This window comes from Streptomyces sp. NPDC029466 (assembly GCF_055574515.1).
Genome location: NZ_JBVHZH010000080.1, coordinates 1 through 18838, shown reverse-complemented (window position 1 = coordinate 18838; position 18838 = coordinate 1). Strand labels below are relative to the sequence as shown.

Annotated in this window: 16 protein-coding genes; 10 read left to right on the top strand and 6 right to left on the bottom strand. The window is 69.1% G+C overall.

The annotated features are described in order from the left end of the window. Positions 1-249: 249 nt before the first annotated feature. The 8 genes from ACZ4XD_RS35955 (at position 250) to ACZ4XD_RS35920 (ending at position 8729) form a co-directional block, all read left to right on the top strand. The gene (locus tag ACZ4XD_RS35955; protein ID WP_468049559.1) at positions 250-1011 is read left to right on the top strand and encodes a MerR family transcriptional regulator; all 762 of its coding nucleotides are present in this window, start codon (positions 250-252) and stop codon (positions 1009-1011) included. A gap of 332 nt (positions 1012-1343) precedes the next feature. Beyond that, complete coding sequence (locus ACZ4XD_RS35950) at positions 1344-2501, top strand: glycosyltransferase (protein ID WP_468049557.1); 1158 nt, start codon at positions 1344-1346, stop codon at positions 2499-2501. A 179-nt stretch (positions 2502-2680) separates the two neighbouring features. Continuing rightward, on the top strand, positions 2681-5101 hold the full coding sequence (locus ACZ4XD_RS35945) for a penicillin acylase family protein (protein WP_468049555.1): 2421 nt from the start codon (positions 2681-2683) through the stop codon (positions 5099-5101). A 145-nt stretch (positions 5102-5246) separates the two neighbouring features. Further along, the gene (locus ACZ4XD_RS35940) at positions 5247-6605 is read left to right on the top strand and encodes a flavin monoamine oxidase family protein (protein ID WP_468049553.1); all 1359 of its coding nucleotides are present in this window, start codon (positions 5247-5249) and stop codon (positions 6603-6605) included. A gap of 179 nt (positions 6606-6784) precedes the next feature. Further along, positions 6785-7018 (top strand): hypothetical protein, encoded by a 234-nt coding sequence (locus ACZ4XD_RS35935; RefSeq protein ID WP_468049551.1) that lies wholly within the window; start codon positions 6785-6787, stop codon positions 7016-7018. 270 nt (positions 7019-7288) lie between these two features. Next, a complete protein-coding gene (locus ACZ4XD_RS35930) occupies positions 7289-7549 on the top strand; it encodes an HPr family phosphocarrier protein (protein WP_468049549.1) in 261 nt (86 codons plus the stop codon). A gap of 206 nt (positions 7550-7755) precedes the next feature. Continuing rightward, positions 7756-8082 (top strand): plasmid stabilization protein, encoded by a 327-nt coding sequence (locus tag ACZ4XD_RS35925; protein ID WP_468049547.1) that lies wholly within the window; start codon positions 7756-7758, stop codon positions 8080-8082. Between the two features lie 215 nt (positions 8083-8297). Next, positions 8298-8729 carry a GNAT family N-acetyltransferase gene (locus ACZ4XD_RS35920; protein ID WP_468049545.1) on the top strand — a complete coding sequence of 144 codons (432 nt, stop codon included), beginning with the start codon at positions 8298-8300 and terminating at the stop codon, positions 8727-8729. A gap of 73 nt (positions 8730-8802) precedes the next feature. Here the strand turns inward: ACZ4XD_RS35920 and ACZ4XD_RS35915 are convergent, their stop codons facing one another. The 4 genes from ACZ4XD_RS35915 to katG form a co-directional block, all read right to left on the bottom strand. Next, complete coding sequence (locus ACZ4XD_RS35915; RefSeq protein ID WP_468049543.1) at positions 8803-11193, bottom strand: ATP-binding cassette domain-containing protein; 2391 nt, start codon at positions 11191-11193, stop codon at positions 8803-8805. Positions 11194-11419: 226 nt separating this feature from the next. Then, positions 11420-11854 (bottom strand): VOC family protein, encoded by a 435-nt coding sequence (locus tag ACZ4XD_RS35910; protein ID WP_468049541.1) that lies wholly within the window; start codon positions 11852-11854, stop codon positions 11420-11422. Between the two features lie 10 nt (positions 11855-11864). Beyond that, positions 11865-12308, bottom strand: a complete 444-nt coding sequence (locus ACZ4XD_RS35905) for a helix-turn-helix transcriptional regulator (protein WP_042158667.1) — start codon at positions 12306-12308, stop codon at positions 11865-11867. A gap of 160 nt (positions 12309-12468) precedes the next feature. Next, positions 12469-14700, bottom strand: a complete 2232-nt coding sequence (gene katG, locus ACZ4XD_RS35900) for a catalase/peroxidase HPI (protein WP_468049538.1) — start codon at positions 14698-14700, stop codon at positions 12469-12471. Between the two features lie 475 nt (positions 14701-15175). Between katG and ACZ4XD_RS35895 the strand changes: the two genes are divergently transcribed. Then, positions 15176-15595: a Fur family transcriptional regulator gene (locus tag ACZ4XD_RS35895; RefSeq protein ID WP_468049536.1), complete on the top strand. Its 420-nt coding sequence runs from the start codon at positions 15176-15178 to the stop codon at positions 15593-15595. Positions 15596-15801: 206 nt separating this feature from the next. Here the strand turns inward: ACZ4XD_RS35895 and ACZ4XD_RS35890 are convergent, their stop codons facing one another. After that, positions 15802-16404 (bottom strand): TetR/AcrR family transcriptional regulator, encoded by a 603-nt coding sequence (locus tag ACZ4XD_RS35890; RefSeq protein WP_468049534.1) that lies wholly within the window; start codon positions 16402-16404, stop codon positions 15802-15804. Positions 16405-16476: 72 nt separating this feature from the next. Here ACZ4XD_RS35890 and ACZ4XD_RS35885 point away from each other — a divergent pair, with 72 nt between their 5' ends. Beyond that, positions 16477-17304 carry a class I SAM-dependent methyltransferase gene (locus ACZ4XD_RS35885; RefSeq protein WP_468049532.1) on the top strand — a complete coding sequence of 276 codons (828 nt, stop codon included), beginning with the start codon at positions 16477-16479 and terminating at the stop codon, positions 17302-17304. Between the two features lie 183 nt (positions 17305-17487). Here ACZ4XD_RS35885 and ACZ4XD_RS35880 read toward each other — a convergent pair whose 3' ends face one another. Further along, positions 17488-18450 (bottom strand): phosphotransferase family protein, encoded by a 963-nt coding sequence (locus ACZ4XD_RS35880; RefSeq protein ID WP_468049530.1) that lies wholly within the window; start codon positions 18448-18450, stop codon positions 17488-17490. Positions 18451-18838: the final 388 nt, after the last annotated feature.

Genomic DNA, 18838 nt, shown 5'->3' with positions numbered 1-18838 from the left:
TAACGTCCCGCCCACGGGATTTCTCAACCGCTTTTCCCCCAACCCCCCCCCGGAAGAACTCGACCCGCCGCCCTCGCCCACCCCCAGCAACTGGGGGCCCCCGGGACCGCCCGCACGCTCGGCCGCCGCACGCCAGCTCCTTGCCGTCATCGTGAAATCCGGGGCTTGAAGTTGTCGCTGCGGCAGCTTCTACCGTCATGACCAGGGCCGCAGAGAGCGGCCCGGTGACATATGTGTGAGGAGGCGGCGATGGCCTGGCCGATCGCGGAGGTCGCCCGGATGTCGGGTGTGACGGCCCGGACGCTGCGGCATTACGACGAGATCGGGCTGCTGCCACCGGCCCGGATCGGCACCAACGGCCACCGCTACTACGAGGAGCGCGAGTTGCTGCGGTTGCAGCAAATCCTCGTACTGCGGGCGCTGGGCCTGGGGCTGACCGAGATCGGCCGGGTGCTGGCCGCGCAGATCGACGAGCTGGCGGCCCTGCGCGGCCACCACCGCCGGCTGCTCGCCGAGCGCGACCGGCTGGACGCGCTGGCCGGCACCGTCTCCCGCACGATCACCGAACTGGAGCAGTCCAGGAAGGACGGCAGCCCCATGACCAGTATCAACAGACCGGAGAACCTCTTCGAAGGGGTCCAGCCCGCCCAGTACGAGGAGAGCCTGCGCGCCTTCCCGGAACTGGCGGGGGAGATCGAGCGGCGTACGTCGGCGATGAGCGAGGCGGAGATCGAGGCCGGGCACCGCAAGCGCACGGCGCAGATGATCCGGCTGGCCGAACTGCTGGCCGCCGGAATGCCGGCCGACGCCGAACCGGTGCAGGCCGAGATCGATGCCCAGTACCGGGGGCTGGCCGAACTCCGGGCCGCCTCCGCCGAGGAGTATCGCGCGATCGGCCGTTCCTGCGTGGACAACGAACAGTGGCGCGCGGCGTACGAGGCGATCGCGCCGGGCCTGGCCGCGTATCAGCGCGATGCCATCGAGGTGTACGCCGCGACGCGGCTGAGCTGAGGGGGAGCGGGGCCGCCGTCAGGGCACGGTTCGTCCGTGGCGGCGGCTCCCTCCCCGCCAAGGATGCCCGAAGCTGCCCGGCGTTCCTTTCCAGCGTTCCAGGTGACGCACCTTTCTGCTGGTCACGGCTGGTCCAGACGTTCCCGTATCCCGAACTGTCCGCCGCTGGTGGCGGATGGGACGGAGCACGCCGCAGGCTCAAACCGCGCCGCCTCGGCACAACGCAACAGCCCAAACACCGAGGCGCGTAACAGCGCAGCACGGTCGAAGCGGCCGAAGGCTGCCGCACCGCCCAGGGCGTTGACCCGATGGAAAGAGCTTGGAGTGCCTTGGTGGCCTTACGGATAGCGATCACCGCTGAACCGATACCTTCACACGTCTCCGCGCTGGACTACGTCACCTGCCCGGCCCTGGATCAGGGCCACCAGGTCACGCTCCACGCACCCCTGATGTTCCGCCGCGAAGCCCGGCGACGCGGGGTGGAGTTCTCCGGGGCCGGTACGAACTGGACGTGCGAGCCCGGCGTCCAGCAGGCGGCGAGCGAGGTCTGGCAGAGGTACGGAAACGCCCCCTTCAATCGGTACGTCTTCGGCCACCTCTGGCCCGAACAGGCCGAGGCGAAGGCCCATGACCTGCTCACCGCGTGGACCCGGGAGCGGCCCGATCTGGTGATCGCCGAGTGCAGTGACCTCGGTGCGCATCTGGCGGCCAGGGTCTTGCAACTGCCCCTGCTCGCAGCGGACAACGGCCTCGGACCGGTGCTTCTGGATCTCTGGGACACCCACATCGCGCCCGCGTTGCTTCCCCTCTACAAGCAGCACGAGCAGGACACGCCCACGCTCCCCCCGATGCTCACCCCCGCACCGGTCCACTGGTTCTACGAGACGCCCCCGCCCTCGGCGCGCGCGGTCCGACGCACCGTCGCGGCCTTCCGCACCGCCCTCCCCGAGTGGCTGGACACTGCCTCCTCCCTCCGCCCGTCGCGCCCGCTCGTCTACGTGAGCCTCGGCACCCTGACCACCGCGATGTCCGGCCTGCGTACCGCCGTCGAGAACGTATACCGGGAGATCATGGCTGCCCTCCGGACAGTCACCTGCGACGCGATCGTGTCCGCGGGAGACCTCGCGCAGCACCTGCCGAGCGCGAGCCCGCACATCAAGGTCGTCAAGCACGCCCCGCAGCCCGCGCTTCTGCACCGGGCCGACCTGTTCGTGACGCACGGCGGCCGGGCGTCCCTGCTCGACGCGGTGCAGGGAACAACGCCCGTCCTGGGCCTGGGTGTTCTCGCCGATCAGCCCGACAACGCCGCCGCGTTCGCCCGCAGCGGCCTGGGCCGGGCGCTGGACGTCACGGCGAGACGCGGCGAGATCGCCGACGCCTTGACGGCGCTCCTGGGCACCCCACGCTACGGCGCCGCCATGAGCGCGGCCGGTGCCGAGCTGTCTGAGCTGCCGCCCCTGGACCTCACGGAAATACGGGACGGCCTGTAGGGGTAGTGACAGCACCCCGGAGATTAGGGGGAGGTTACGGGTGTGATGGCGCTTGGGAGGCCGGATAGCTTTCCCGTGCGGGGGCGTCGGACGCAACTCCTCGGAGCGATGGTCGTGATGTCCGTGCGCGTGATCCGCCTCGGGTCACTGACCGTTCGCCGATCGATTCGAGGAATGCCATGTCACGTCCTCCCTCCCGCCGGGCCCTGCTGGGTACCGGGCTCGTCGGCGCTGCTGCCGCGCTGACCGGAACGCTCCCGGCCGGTACGGCGGTTGCCCAGCCAATGGGTACCCGGTGGAAGGAGGACGAGGGGCAGAGATATACCGTTCCCGGGCTGAAGCGGCCGGTGCGGGTGACGGTCGATGTCTGGGGTGTGCCGCATATTTTTGCCGATAACGTCGGTGATCTCTTCCTGGCGCAGGGGTTCAATGTCGCCCGGGAGCGGCTTTTCCAGATCGACACCTGGCGGCGGCGCGGTCTGGGCCGTTTCAGCGAGGTGCTGGGTGCGTCCTACGTCGAGCAGGACAGAGCCGCGCGGTTGTTTCTCTACCGCGGTGACATGGCGGCGGAGTGGGCGAGTTACGGACCTGAGGCGCGCGAGGCGGCAACGCGTTTCGTCGCCGGGATCAACGGCTACCTCGACTGGCTCGGTGACCACCCGGACGCCATGCCGGCCGAATTCCAGAAGCTGGGTTACCGGCCCGCGCGCTGGAGTCCGGAGGACGTGGTGCGCATCCGTACCCACGCGATCGGGAACAACCTGAGTTCGCAGGTCGCCCGCGCCCGGCTGATGAGCGTCGGAGGGAACAAGGCGAGCGGCTACTTCCGCAAGCTGGAGCCCGACCACACCGTGCAGGTGCCGGAGGGGCTCGATCTGGGCCTCATCCCCGCCGATGTCCTCGGGGTCTACAGCCTGGCCACGTCTCCCATGGTGTTCGCGAACGGCACCTTACGCAGGATGTCGGACGGGCAGAACGCCCTGCGGGAGAGCGCGACCGGCAGCAATGCCTGGGCGGTGGCGCCAACGCGGACGGCGACCGGCCGGCCGATCCTCGCGGGCGATCCGCACCGGGAGGATTACACACTGCCCGCCAACCGCTATATCGCCCATCTCAGCGCACCCGGACTGAACATCATCGGTGCCGGTGAACCGTGGAATCCCGGCATCAGCATGGGACACAACGGAAATGTGGCGTTCGGTCTCACCAATCTCCCCGCCGACCAGGCAGATCTCTACGTCTACGAGCTCGATCCGCATGACCACAGCAAGTACCGCTACCGCGATGGCTGGGAAAAGCTGACCACCGTCACGGAGGAGATACCGGTCGCCGGCGGTGAACCCCGCCAGGTCCAGCTCGCGTTCACCCGACACGGCCCGGTCGTCAAGATTGACGAAAAGAACCACACGGCCTACGCGGTGCGCACCGTCTGGACGGAACCGGGCACCTCGCCCTATCTCGGCAGCCTCAACTACCAGCGGGCCGAGGACGCGCGCGACTTCGTCGAGGCGATCAGCACATGGAAGACTCCCGGCTCGAATCTGGTCTACGCCGACACCAAGGGCGATATCGGCTGGGTCCCCGGAGTGATCCTCCCGAAGCGCAGGGGCAGTGGGTATGACGGTCTGCTTCCGGTGCCCGGTGACGGGCGTTTCGAATGGGACGGTTTCTACAAGAACGCGCAGCTGCCCACCTCGCAGAATCCGCGGGCGGGTTTCTTCGTGTCGGCCAATGAGTACAACTTCCCTGCCGGCTATCCGACGCCCACATACCAGTGGCAGCCGGCCTATCGGAAGGACCGGATTAACGAGGTCCTCTCCCAGCAGCGACGCACCTCCCTCGCTGACACCATGGCGCTGCAGAACGACGTGAAGTCGGGAGTGGCCCGGCAGATCCTGCCCTATGTGAAGAAGCTGCGTTCGGCCGACCCGACGACGGCCAAGGCGCTGCGGCTGCTGTCCGGTTATGACGGCGTCGCCGACAAGGACTCGGCGGCAGCCGCCCTTTTCGAAACGTGGGTCATGCGGTTCCTGTATCCCGCGTGGGCCCAGCTCCTGCTGCCGAAGCCGGCGGCCGATCAGCTCGTGGGCATCAGTATCGATCTCGACCTGCGCCTCATCAACGACTCATTCGTCCGCCCCGACGACTGGTTCGGCGCCAACGGCGCGCGAAAGCGGGACGAACTGCTGCTCAGCACGCTCCCGACGGCCTACACCGAGGTGGCCGCGAAACTCGGCGCCGACGAGAAGGCGTGGCGGTGGGGCGCGATGCACATCCACGTATTCATCCACCCCCTCGGCGGCCCGAACGTGGGACCCGCCGAGCGAGGCGGCACCTTCGACACGGTCTGCGCCTCGTACTTCCACTACCCCGAGTACCCGTACGCGGAAGTCGTCGGCGCGACCTTCAAGATGGCCATCGACGTCGGCGGCTGGGACAACTCGCGCGTCATCAACGCCCCCGGCCAGTCCGGCGATCAGCGCAGCAAGCACTACAGCGACCTCCACGACAAGTGGAGCGCGGGGGAGTACTTCCCGCTCCTGTACAGCGAGCAGGCGATTGAGCGCAATGGCGGGGTGAGGATGTTCCTGGAGCCGTAACGGTGGCACTGTTCCACCTCATCCCGTTCCCCCAGGGCTGACATCGCCCCGCGCGTCACTCGACCGGCCCCCCGCGCCGCCCCACCGACTCACCCACCGGGCGCCGCGGGCCCCGGCAGGCGAGGCTGCTCTGTGGAGGTAGGTCATGGAACAGGTGACAGCGGACGTATGCGTCGTGGGCGCCGGATTCGCGGGACTGGCGGCCGCGTGGCAGCTGGCCGAGGCCGGGCGTGAGGTCGTGGTGCTGGAGGCCAGGGACCGGGTGGGCGGACGGGTCTGGAACCGGGAGCTGCCCGACGGCACCGTGGTATCCGCGGGCGGGACCTGGCTGGGCAAGGGCCAGGACCGGATGTTCCAGCTCTGCCGCGAGCTGGGGCTTGAGGTCTACCCGCAGTACGACGACGGCGATCACCTGGTCTGCCTCGACGGGCACCACCGCCGGTACCGCGGCATCCCCAAGACCGGCCCGGCGGCACTGGCCTCCCTCGGGTGGGCGTTCCTGCGCCTGAACCTGATGGCGCGGCGGCTTCCGAAGGACGCTCCCTGGCAGGCCCGGCGCGCACGGGCCTGGGATGCCCGCACGCTCGGGCAGTGGCTCTCCCACCCGCTCAACGTGCCCTCGGCCACCGCCCACACCCTCCTCAAGTCGACGATGAACCTGCTGTTCTGCGCCGACCCGGCGGAAGTCTCCCTGCTGGGCGCGCTCGTCCTGGCACGCGGCGGCGGGGGCAGCGGCTTCGGCTACTACACCGACACCCGCAAGACGGAATCCCACCTCGTGGACGGCGGAGCCCCCGAACTGGCCCGGCGGATGGCCGCGCGCCTGGGAGCGGCGGTGCACCTGTCCAGCCCGGTCCGTCGGATCGTCCAGAACGCGACCGGCGTAGAGGTCGCCTCCGATGCGTTCGCCGTACGGGCACGACGGGTCATCGTGGCCACTCCGCCCGTGCTCGCCGGCCGCATCCTCTTCGATCCGCCGCTGCCCGCCGCCCACAGCCACCTGCGGCAACGTCTGGTGCCCGGGGCGATCATCCGGGTGCACACGCAGTACTCCGAGCCGTTCTGGCGGGGCCAGAAGCTGTCGGGCCAGACGCTCGCGCCCCGGTCGCCCGTCCCGATCACCATCGACCAGACTCCCCGCTCGGGAGAGCCGGGCGTGCTGAGCAGCTACGCCTACGGAGCCGGGGCCGTACGGCTGGGCCGTTTGGATCCCAAGGAACGGCGGGACGTCTGGCTGGACGCGCTCGCCGAGCGTTTCGGCCCGGAGGCGCGCCGTCCCACCGCGTATCTGGAGACCGACTGGTCCGAGCAACCCTGGTCGCTGGGCGGCATGGTCGCCCACTTCCCGCCGGGCGCACTGACCAATTACGGCAGCGCGCTGCGCGAGCCCGTGGGCCGGATCCACTGGGCGGGCACGGAATCGGCGACCTTGATGCATGGACTGATGGAGGGCGCGGTGCGCTCCGGCGAACAGGCGGCCCGCGAAGTCCTGACGGCAGACTGACCGCGAACCGACCGCCGGGAAGAACCCGAGGGCGTTCCCCCCAGGTAAGGCCGTCTGCCTCCGGTGCTCGCACTGCGCCATCTGGCTGCTCTGGCGCGCCGGGAGCCCGGCCCCATGAGGTGATGGAGAGGCCGCCTTCGCGCGGGAGCCGTCGAAGCCAGTCAACGAAGGAGTGCCTGATGGCTGTTTGTGAGGTCTGCGGAAACGACTATGAGATGTCCTTCGAGGTCCACGCGGCGGGTGCCGTGCACACCTTCGACAGTTTCGAGTGCGCCGCTCACCAGCTCGCGCCCATCTGCGACAACTGCGGCTGCCGCATGCTCGGCCACGGCCTCCAAGCCGGCGGCAAGTTCTTCTGCTGCGCTCATTGCGCACGCATCCAAGGCCACTCCGACCTCGCCGACAACGTCTGAACCGACGTCGCCGACCACGAGAACGGCCACCTCGCCGGGTACGCCGACGACACCTCGTACCCACAGCCCGCACGCCCCGTCACGGCCACAGCCCTTCTCTTTGCCTTTTCAACGGAACGCCACGCAACCACACCGGAGTTGCCCTACCGTCGACCTCGTACCAGGGTGAGCCCGGTGGGCAACCATCCTCCGGACGCGGTGTACGCCCGGACCGGGGGAGACCAGATCGCGCCGCCGGCCCACGTGGCTGTCGGTTTGAGGAGGCAGTTCATGGCGGAGACGACCGTGACCATCGCTTCGCCGGGCGGCTTGCGGGTGCGCCCGGCGTCGCGGATCGCGCAGGAAGCAAAGGGCTATGTCTCGGACATCAGGTTCCTGGTCGATGGCAAGGAAGCCAGCGCGAAGAGCCTGTTCAGCCTGCAGATGCTGGAGATGAGCCACGGCAAGGAAATCGTCATCGTCGCCAACGGGCACGATGAACAAACGGCCGTAGCGGCCATGGCGAAGCTCGTCGAGTCCGTCGTCGTGTGACAAGCCGTGCAGAAGCCCGCGCGCAGTGATCTCGACCCACGCCGGCCCCGCGGCAAAGCCCGAACCGCCCGGATTGCGGAACCGCTCGGTCCCTGATGTCGCGCCCCGCGCCCTTTGGGCGTGAACTGGTAGATGCATGGCCGCGGCCCATGGATCCGCCCGGCCGTGGAGACACCATCCAGCAGAGGCGAACGAGGAGCTGCATCATGCCTGCGGGTTCGAGCAAGAAACGTGAGCGGCAGTACGAGCACATCAAGGAACAGGCCGAGGAACGGGGCACCTCCGAGAAGCGGGCGAAGGAGATCGCCGCGCGCACCGTCAACAAGGAACGCGCCCGCTCCGGCGAGGCGAAGTCGGCGAGCAGGACCTCCGTCCGGGACCCGAAATCCGCCCCGCAGCGTGGCGGCGAGCGCTCCCACAAGGGGCCCCAGGGCCCCACGAAGGACCAGCTGTATGAAGAGGCCAAGAAGAAGAACATCGACGGCCGCTCCCACATGAACAAGGAGCAGCTCCGCAAGGCCGTCGGCCGCTGAACCGACGCCGGCCCCCGCCTCGCCGCCGCTGCCACCTCCACGGCCCCGTAACGGGCTGGAGATTGCACCGCGCGAGCCTCGGGGCGGGGGCCCGCGTCGCGCCGGCCGACCTCGGATGCGTGACCGGCATGACCCCGGCACGCCACCGGCACAACGCTCCGCAGAGCACAAAACCGCTGGCTGCGCGGCACGCCTCAGCTCTACCATCCACGAGCATGATCACTCGCAGGGAAGACGGCTACGAGGTCGCCACCGACCCGGACCGGCTCGACATCGACCTGGTGCACCACTGGCTTTCGACCGACGCGTTCTGGGCCCTGGGCCGCAGCCGCGAAACGGTCGAACAGTCCATCCGCGGATCTCTCAACTTCGGACTCTACGACGCCGGGGGCGCCCAGGTCGCCTACGCACGTGTCGTGACCGACTTGGCGACGTTCGCCTGGCTCTGCGATGTCTACGTCGCCCGTACGCACCGCGGCAAAGGTCTCGGCACCTGGCTCGCTGCCGCGGTCCGCGACCACCTGGCTCCCTACAAACTCAAGCGAACGCTACTGGCCACCCTCGATGCCCACGAGGTCTATGCCAAGGTCGGCTTCGTCACGGTCCCTGACCCCGAGCGCTTGATGATCATGAAAACCGCGCACTGAGGCCCACCCACCCCATGGCTGGGCCTCAGACGCCGCGGCGCACTGCACACGCGAGAGTCGACAGGGGCCTCGGTCAGCTGTCGACGTAGGCCGCGAGGTGCTCGCCGGTGAGGGTGGAGCGGGCGGCGACGAGGTCGACGGGGGTGCCCTCGAAGACGATCCGGCCGCCGTCGTGGCCGGCGCCGGGGCCGAGGTCGATGATCCAGTCGGCGTGTGCCATGACCGCCTGGTGGTGCTCGATGACGAGGACCGACTTGCCGGAGTCGACGAGCCGGTCGAGCAGGCCGAGCAGCTGCTCGACATCGGCGAGATGCAGGCCGGCGGTCGGCTCGTCGAGCACGTAGACGCCGCCCTTCTCGGCCATGTGGGTGGCCAGCTTGAGCCGCTGCCGCTCGCCGCCGGACAGCGTGGTGAGCGGCTGGCCGAGCTTGAGGTAGCCGAGCCCGACATCGTCGAGCCGCTTCAGGATCCGGTGGGCCGCCGGTGTGCCCGCCTCGCCGTCACCGAAGAACTCCTCGGCCTCGGCCACCGACATCGCCAGCACCTCGCTGATGTCGCGGCCGCCGAGACGGTACTCCAGCACCGCCGCCTGATACCGCTTCCCCTCGCAGTCCTCGCAGGTGGTGGCCACACCGGCCATCATCGCCAGGTCGGTGTAGATGACGCCGGCGCCGTTGCAGGTGGGGCAGGCGCCCTCGGAGTTGGCGCTGAACAGTCCCGGCTTCACCCCGTTGTCCTTGGCGAACGCCTTGCGGATCGGGTCGAGCACCCCCGTGTAGGTCGCCGGGTTGCTCCGTCGCGAGCCACGGATGGGCGCCTGGTCCACCGAAACCACCCCCGCCGAGGAGGGCAGGGAACCGTGGAGCAGCGAGCTCTTGCCGGAGCCCGCCACACCGGTGACCACACAGAGCACCCCGAGCGGGACATCGACGTCGACATTGCGCAGATTGTGCGCCGTCGCGCCGCGGATCTCCAGCGTGCCGGTGGGCGTCCGCACCGTCTCCTTGAGGCCGGCCCGGTCGTCGAGATGGCGGCCGGTGATCGTGCCCCCGGCCCGCAGCCCCTCGACGGTGCCCTCGAAGCAGACGGTGCCGCCCGCCGTTCCGGCACCGGGGCCGAGATCGACGACGTGGTCCGCGATCGCGATCGTCTGCGGCTTGTGTTCCACGACGAGCACCGTGTTGCCCTTGTCCCGCAGCCGCAGCAGCAGGTCGTTCATCCGCTGGATGTCATGGGGGTGCAGGCCCGCGGTGGGCTCGTCGAAAACGTAGGTGGTGTCGGTGAGCGAGGAGCCGAGGTGGCGGATCATCTTGACGCGCTGCGCCTCGCCACCGGACAGTGTGCCCGCCGCCCGGTCGAGCGAGAGATAGCCGAGGCCGATCTCGACGAACGACTCAAGGGTCTGATGCAGCGTCGTGAGCAGCGGTGCCACCGACGGCTCGGACAGGCCGCCGACCCATGCGGCCAGGTCCCTGATCTCCATCGCGCAGGCGTCCGCGATGCTGATCCGCTTGATCTTCGACGACCGCGCCCCCTCGCTGAGCCGGGTGCCCTCGCACTCGGGGCAGGTGGCGAAGGTGACCGCCCGCTCCACGAACGCCCGGATGTGCGGCTGCATCGCCTCCTTGTCCTTGGACAGCATCGACTTCTGGATCTTGGGGATCAGCCCCTCGTAGGTGAGGTTCACCCCCTCGACCTTCACCTTGGTCGGCTCCCGGTAGAGGAAGTCCTGCATCTCCTTCTTGGTGAACTTGCGGATCGGTTTGTCCGGGTCGAGCAGCCCCGACTCGGCGTAGACCCGCACGGTCCAGAAGCTGTCGGACTTCCAGCCGGGGATGGTGAACGCGCCCTCGGCGATCGACTTGGAGTCGTCGTAGAGCTGGGTCAGATCGATATCGGAGACCGTGCCCCGGCCCTCGCACCGCGCACACATGCCACCTGTACGGGAGAAGGTTGCCTTCACCGTCTTCCTGGCGCCGCGCTCGACGGTGATCGCACCGCTTGCCCGGACCGAGGGGACATTGAAGGCGTAGGCGCTGGGCGGGCCGATGTGCGGCTTTCCGAGCCGGCTGAAGAGGATGCGCAGCATGGCGTTGGCATCGGTGACGGTGCCGACCGTGGAACGGGGGTCGGCCCCCATCCGCTGCTGGTCGACGATGATCGCCGTGGTCAGCCCGTCGAGCACATCGACCTCGGGCCGCGCCAACGTCGGCATGAAGCCCTGCACGAACGCGCTGTAGGTCTCGTTGATCAGCCGCTGCGACTCCGCGGCGATCGTATGGAACACCAGTGAGCTCTTGCCCGAGCCGGAGACGCCGGTGAACACCGTCAGCCGGCGTTTCGGGATCTCGATGCTGACGTCCCTGAGGTTGTTCACCCGCGCGCCATGTACGCGGATCAGATCGTGGCGGTCGGCGACGTGGGCCGCAGACGCCTGCGGATCCGTCCTCGGGGCCATGCTCATCGTGTCTCCAACTGTTACGCGGGGCCGCTTCGGCGGAGGTGGTCGGCGGGGCCTGGATCGCCGTGCGCGGCCTGGCAGGGGTGGTGAGGATTTCCTGTGTTGCGGCTGGTGGAGCTTTCGGGGACTCGGCCGGGGGCGGTCCGGGCGCCGGGGGAGTGAGTCGGCGCCGCTGCCCGCACCCACGGCTACGTCGTCCGTCCGCCCCCACACCCGCTTGTGGCGGCGGTCAGCTCTGGTGTGACGAGCCGGCTTCGGGCCGCTCCTGGATACGGATGAGGTTGCCCGCGGGGTCGCGGACGGCGCAGTCGCGAATGCCGTAGGGCTGCTGGGTGGGTTCCTGGACGATCTCGGTGTCGCCGGCTTGCAGCCGGGTGAAGGTGTCGTCGAGGTCGGGGGTGGCCAGAAGGATGGCGCCGTAGGTGCCCTTGGCCATCATCTCGGTGATCGTGCGGCGCTCCTCGTCGGTGACGCCGGGGTCGGCGGCCGGCGGGGTCAGCACGATGGAGGTGCCGGGCCGGCCGGCGGGGCCGACGGTGATCCAGCGCATCCCCTGGTAGCCGACATCGTTGCGGACCTCGAAGCCGAGGGTGTCGCGGTAGAAGGCGAGGGCGGCGTCCGGGTCGTTGTGCGGGAGGAAGCTTGCGTGAATGCTGATGTCCATGGCAGTCACGCTAGAGCCGCGGTGGGGACGGCGCTTCTCGATTCCTGATCGGTCTGGTGATCTGCTTCGCCACGCACGACGGCATACCCGCGGTGGCCTGAGCGGCCTGGCGCCGGTAGACGCTGGGCGGCACGCCGACCAGTTCGGTGAAGCGGCTGCTGAAGGTGCCCAGTGATGAACAGCCGACGGTGAAGCAGACGTCGGTGACGCTGAGGTCGCCGCGCCGCAGCAGCGCCATCGCGCGTTCGATGCGCCGGGTCATCAGGTAGCCGTAGGGCGACTCGCCGTAGGCGCGCTTGAACTGGCGGCTGAGGTGTCCTGCTGACATGTTCACGCCGCGCGCAAGGGCCTCGACGTCGAGCGGCTGCGCGTACTCACGGTCGATCCGGTCACGGACGCGCCGCAGCCGCGCGAGATCGCGCAGGTGCTGCGCCGGGTCGGCTTTGCTGGTCACTCACGAGATCGTGCCACGCCGCATGGGCGTTGCCCAGTGCAGCTGATCGCTGGGCGGCGGCCCCGGTACCGGAGGTTCTCCGGCTGGGTGCGCCCGGGCCGGCCGGCGTGCTGTGAACCGGTCGGCCCGGACATCACCTTCAGAAGCTTGTTCAGCACCTTCAGACGAGGTCGAAGCGGTCCAGCTCCATCACCTTGCTCCATGCCGCGACGAAGTCGTGCACGAACTTCTCCCTGGCGTCATCGCTGCCGTAGACCTCGGCGAGGGCGCGCAGTTCGGAGTTGGAGCCGAAGACGAGGTCGGCGCGGGTGCCGGTCCACCTGACCGCGCCGGTGGCGGCGTCGCGGCCCTCGAACGTGGTGGAGTCCTCGGAGGTCGCCTTCCACGTCGTGTTCAGATCGAGAAGGTTGACGAAGAAGTCGTTGGTCAGGGTCTCCGGGGCGGTGGTGAAAACGCCGAGCGAGGACTGCTGGTGATTGGCGCCCAGGACACGCAGACCGCCGACGAGAACGGTCATCTCGGGGGCGCTGAGGGTCAGCAGATTGGCCTTGTCCAGCAGGAGGTGTTCGGCGGGCAGGCGGTTGCCCTTGGCGACGTAGTTCCGGAAGCCGTCAGCGGCGGGTTCCAGGGCCGTGAAGGACTCCACATCGGTCTGGTCCTGGGAGGCGTCGGTGCGGCCCGGGGTGAAGGGAACCTCGATGTCGAGACCGGCGCTCTTGGCGGCCTGCTCGATGGCCGCGCCGCCGGCCAGCACGATCAGGTCGGCGAGGGAAATCTGGACGCTGCCCTGGTGGGAACTGTTGAAGGACTGCTGGATGCCTTCCAGGGTGCGCAGGACCTCGGCCAGCTGATCGGGGTCGTTGACCTCCCATCCGTTCTGCGGCTGGAGACGGAGGCGGGCACCGTTGGCACCGCCGCGCTTGTCACTGCCGCGGAAGGTCGAGGCCGACGCCCAGGCGGTGGACACCAGCTGGGAGACCGACAGGTCCGAGGCCAGGATCTGGCCCTTGAGGGCGGCGATGTCCTCGGTGCCGACGAGGGGGTGCGTCACGGCAGGCAGCGGGTCCTGCCAGAGCAGTGTCTCGGCGGGGACCTCGGGACCGAGGTACCGGACGGCCGGGCCCATGTCGCGGTGGGTGAGCTTGTACCAGGCACGGGCGAAGGCGTCGGCGAACTCCTCGGGGTTCGCCAGGAAGCGGCGTGAGATCTGCTCGTAAGCCGGGTCGGTCCGCAGCGCGAGGTCGGTGGTCAGCATCGTGGGGGCGTGCTGCTTGGCGGGGTCGTGGGCGTCGGGAACGGTGCCGGCTCCGCCGCCGTCCTTGGGCCGCCACTGGTGCGCGCCTGCGGGGCTCTTGAACAGTTCCCATTCGTAGCCGAAGAGGATCTCGAAGAAGCTGTTGTCCCAGGCTGTCGGGGTGTTCGTCCAGATGCCTTCGAGGCCGCTGGTGATGGCGTCGCCGCCCTTGCCGGTGCCGTAGGTGTTCGACCAGCCCAGGCCCTGCTCTTCGAGCGAGGCGGCCTCCGGGTCGGGACCGACGTGCTCGGCGGGGCCTGCGCCGTGCGTCTTGCCGAAGGTGTGTCCGCCGGCGACGAGAGCGACGGTTTCCTCATCGTTCATCGCCATCCGGCGGAACGTCTCACGGATGTCGCGGGCCGCGGCGAGCGGGTCGGGAGTGCCGTTCGGGCCCTCCGGATTGACGTAGATCAGGCCCATCTGGACGGCACCGAGCGGGTTCTCCAGCTGCCGGTCACCGCTGTAGCGCTGGTCGTCGAGCCAGGTGGTCTCGGGACCCCAGTAGACGTCCTCCTCCGGCTCCCAGACGTCCTCCCGGCCGCCGCCGAAACCGAAGGTCTTGAAGCCCATCGTCTCCAGCGCGACATTGCCGGCCAGGATCATCAGGTCGGCCCACGACAGGCTCTGCCCGTACTTCTTCTTGACCGGCCACAGCAGACGGCGGGCCTTGTCGAGGTTGGCGTTGTCGGGCCAGCTGTTGAGCGGGGCGAAGCGCTGCTGGCCGGCTCCGGCGCCGCCACGGCCGTCGCTGATGCGGTAGGTGCCCGCGCTGTGCCACGCCATCCGGATGATGAACGGGCCGTAGTGACCGAAGTCGGCCGGCCACCAGTCCTGGGAGGTGGTCAGTACCTCGGCGAGGTCCCGCTTCACGGCCGGCAGGTCCAGGCTCCGGAACGCCTCGGCGTAGTCGAACTCCTCACCGAGCGGGTTCGCCACGGCAGGGTTCTTGGCGAGGATCTTGAGGTTGAGCCGCTCCGGCCACCACTGGCGGTTTCCACCGCCCTGGGTCGGATGGAGGGCACGGCCATGGGCGACCGGGCAGCCGCCTGCCTCCTCGGGCTTGGGGTCGGTGACGATGGCGTCGTGGTTCTCAGACATGGGAATCCTTCCGGGCTGGGCGGATCACATTGCTCAGGAACTGCGTACGGTCAACGGCCGGGCACGGGCCCGCTGGAGGCGGCCTCGTGGGGTGATAGGCGACGGTGGGGGACGATTTCCGCCGCGGTGAGCGCTTGCGCCGAGCCTCATGCGCGACCTACGCGGCTCGGCCACGGCACGTGGGGGCGAAAAGTTCGAGGCGGGAGCCGGCGGGGCCCGCCGGCACAACCCACTCCCGCCGGAGCGGCGGCGTGTCACCCACACCGACCTGCTCACTCTTCTGACTGTCCGCGACCAGGGCACCGGATGCGATGGTGAGCGGACCCGTTTCCTGCATCACGGGCGTGTCCCTGCTGTTGTCCTGACCCTTGGCTGCCGCCGGAGCCGATCTTACGATGGACCAAGTCCAAGTCAATACAACAGTCAGATCCGTACGGAACCGTTCATCCAACGACGCACAGTTAGGCTGGTGGGCATGAGTGACCTGCTGGACCGGCTCCGCGGACGCGGCTGGCGGATGACCGCCCAGCGCCGGGTGGTCGCCGAGGTACTCGACGGCGAGCACATCCACCTCACCGCGGACGAAGTGCTCGTACGCGCCACCGCACGACTCCCGGAAATCTCCCGCGCGACCGTCTACAACACCCTCGGCGAACTGGTCTCCCTCGGCGAGGTGCTCGAGGTCGCCACCGACGCCCGTGCCAAGCGCTACGACCCGAACGCCCACCGCCCCCACCAGCACCTGCTCTGCACCCACTGCGGCACCATCCGAGACGTCCACCCCACCGACGACCCCCTCTCCGCCCTACCCACCCATGAACGCTTCGGCTTCACCGTCGTGGCCGCCGAGGTGACTTACCGGGGGCTGTGCCCTGAGTGCGCCACCGGGGCGTGAGTGGGGCTTCCGGTTCGGGAACAACGGCTTGATCCGCATCAGTGAGGCGAACGAAGCGTCCTAGCCGTGGAAGGCCGTGGAAGGCCGTGGTTGCCTCAAGCGCGGCGCGCCGCCCACCACCTTCATCTGCCATGGCTGCGCATTGGAGTTGGACGGCGCGGCGCCGGCTCGGGGGTCGCGCAGAGCGCAGTTGGTGTCACACGGCTTCAAGCCGGCCGTCGTTGCACGGCATCGGCGATGACTGCTGTCACGAGCTTGTTGATGACTGCCGTGGTCGGCGGGCCCGGGTCGCGGTCTGCGAACACGAGATGCCCGCCACCGACCAGGGAGAGGGTAAGCGAACTGATATCGGCGTCGGCCGCGATGCGGCCCAGTTCACGCTCGTCGGCCAGATAGGTGGAGATCGCGGTCGCGGCCTGGTCCAGGATTGCGATTCCGCCTCCGGGCCTGGCGTGCCGCAGCCGTGTGCGCAGCCCGTCCCGGAAGGTGATGAGCGGGATGATCGCCACGGGAATCGGCCCGAACAGGGCGGTCAGCGCGCTGGTGAGGTTGCCGGCCACCGTGCCGGTGCCGGCGGACTCGCGCAGCGCACTCGCCTGCGTCTCGAGCTGCGCGGCCCGGTCGAGCACGAGGTCGGCGAGGAAGGCATCGAAGTCGCTGAAGTGCCGGTGCAGGACTCCTTTGGCGCAGCCCGCCTCGTCGGTGACGGCCCGGCTGGTCAGCGCGTTCGGCCCGTCTCGCAGCAGCACGCGTTCGGCGGCGTCGAACAGTTGCTGCCGCGCGTCGCGAAGGTGCACCCCAGTCGGCATTCACAGATCCTCTCGTGCCTGACCCCGCTGGCATCCGTTGCCCAGTGGGCATGCGCCCACTAAGGTGGGCACATGCCCACCTTACCGCGAGAGCAACCAGAACCATCCCCGGCGGAGCCGCGTGCGGCCCGGCGGATGGCCGAGTCGTTCGGCGTGCACGCGCAACGCTACGACCAGGCCCGGCCCGGCTACCCCGCCGCGTTGGTGACGCGGATCGTGGCCGGGAGCCCCGGGCCCGACGTGCTCGACGTCGGCTGCGGAACCGGCATCGCAGCCCGCCAGTTTCAGGCCGCCGGCTGCGCCGTGCTCGGCGTCGAGCCCGATGCGCGGATGGCCGACTTCGCGCGAGCCCATGGCCTGCAAGTCGAGACGGGGACCTTTGAAGCCTGGCAACCAGCCGGCCGGACGTTCGACGCGGTCATCGCCGCCCAGTCGTGGCACTGGGTGGATCCGGTCGCCGGCGCCGTAAAGGCGGCACGTGTGCTGCGTCCAGGGGGACGACTGGTGATCTTCGGGCACGTCTACGAGCCGCCTGCCGAGGTCGCCGAACCGTTCGCCGCTGCCTACCGGCGGGCAGCGCCCGACTCCCCGCTCAGCGGACAGCCGGCCCGACGTCCGCTCGACCTCTACCAGGCGGCATACGCGAAGTTCGCCGAAAAGATCCGCGGGACCGAGCAGTTCAACGACCCCGAACAGTGGCGCTACGACTGGGAGCAGACCTACACGCGCGACCAATGGCTGGACCTGCTGCCCACCACCGGCGGCCTCACCCAACTCGGCCCCGATGAGCTGGCCGACATACTGGACGCGGTCGGGGGCGCCATCGACTCCCTGGGTGGACGCTTCACCATGCACTACACCACCCTGGCCACGACCGCCGTACGCGCCGACACCTCCTGAGCCACCCACCAAGTCGTCGCCGGCTTAGAAAGCCGCGCGACTCTTCGACGCTCCGCACCAAGCCCAGGGCTGCTGCGGATCCGCCGGAGACAGTCGCCGGGCGCCGGGCCGGTCCGACCGCCTGCTGGCCCGCCGCCGAGAACTCCGCCCGCAGCACACCCTCCACCCATGCCCGGTCATCACTCAGCCCAGCGCGTCCATCAGGGCGGTGACATAGGCATCCAGCCGCTCCTCCGCAGCCCGCGTCGTCAGCTCTGCTCTCCCTGCCTTCCGCCATGGCTGCGCCACCTGCTGCACTTCTTCCGAGCATGCCAGCCCGTCCCGCACCCGCCAGTACAGCCGCTCGCTCGTGGCCGCTGCCAGCACCCCGCCGGCCTCCTCATACGCCTCAGCGAACCGCAGACCCCACGCCGGTCCGTGCAGCAGCGCGAGATTGGTAGAGCAGTGCGCCACATCGAGATCCGCCGGGCCCCATGAGGTCGCTGCCCAGTCAACGACGCCGGTGATCCGGGCATCTGCCGACCCCTGGAGCGGCACATCGAACAGCACGTTGCCGGGTTGGAAGTCCCGGTGCAGGAATCGCCCTTCATAGGGCGGCGCGGGCTCACGGATCACGTCGATCGCCGCGGCCCACACCGCCGCGTCGGCACCCTTCGGAACCACGACGCTGTCGGCGGTCGTCAACGCCACATACTCCCGGGGCCGCGCGACGGGCCGCAACGCATGGATGGCCACGAGTTGCCGGGCCAGCAGCGGAACGCGGGTCTCCAATCCCTCATCGTCGAAGACCGTCCGACCCGCCAGATGTGTCATCAGGAGCGACGGATACGCGCACTGCGCGGCGGTCGGATCAACCGCGACCAGTTCAGGAGCCGGCACGCCGCTCCCCGCGAGCAGAGTCAGGGCGCCGGCCTCCCTCTTGAGCCACTCCTCGGCGCGCCCCACGTAGAATGGGTCGACGAAACTCCGCAGCACCAGGTGACGGGTTCCGCCGTCCCGCGTGCCGATGGTCAGCCTCCGGACCTCGGCGGTGATGCCGCCGTGCAGCGCCTCGGTTCTGACGATCCGTTCGCCGACCTCCAGGTGCCGGCTCACCCAAGCCAGTGTCAACGGTGGGACAGCCGCCGCATCATCGTGGTTGGTCACCGTGTCACCTCACCATCCGGACGACGGCACGCGCAAAGAGCTTTCCTTGGAGGCCGGCACTCACATCGAGCCGTGGCCACAGGAGCTTGTTACTGCGCGCCAGTGCCGTACTGAGGTCGCGATGTCGAGCTCAGCTCAGAGTCAACTGCACCAGGTCGATCTCCTCTCCACGAGCCCGTGCGAAGCACCGGCTCTTCCTCGTGACGATGAAGCCGCCCCGGAGGCCGGAGTGGCCCGCCGCGGGTCGCGGTGATCACCGTAGAGGCCGCCCTGCCGCAGTAAATCCGGTAATTACTGCGGCAGTTGTGAATACGTCTCCGCGATCGAGTAACCGCCCGAATGCGTTTCTGCTGTGCGGACTTGAGGGGAGTGGACTGTCAGTGCCCGG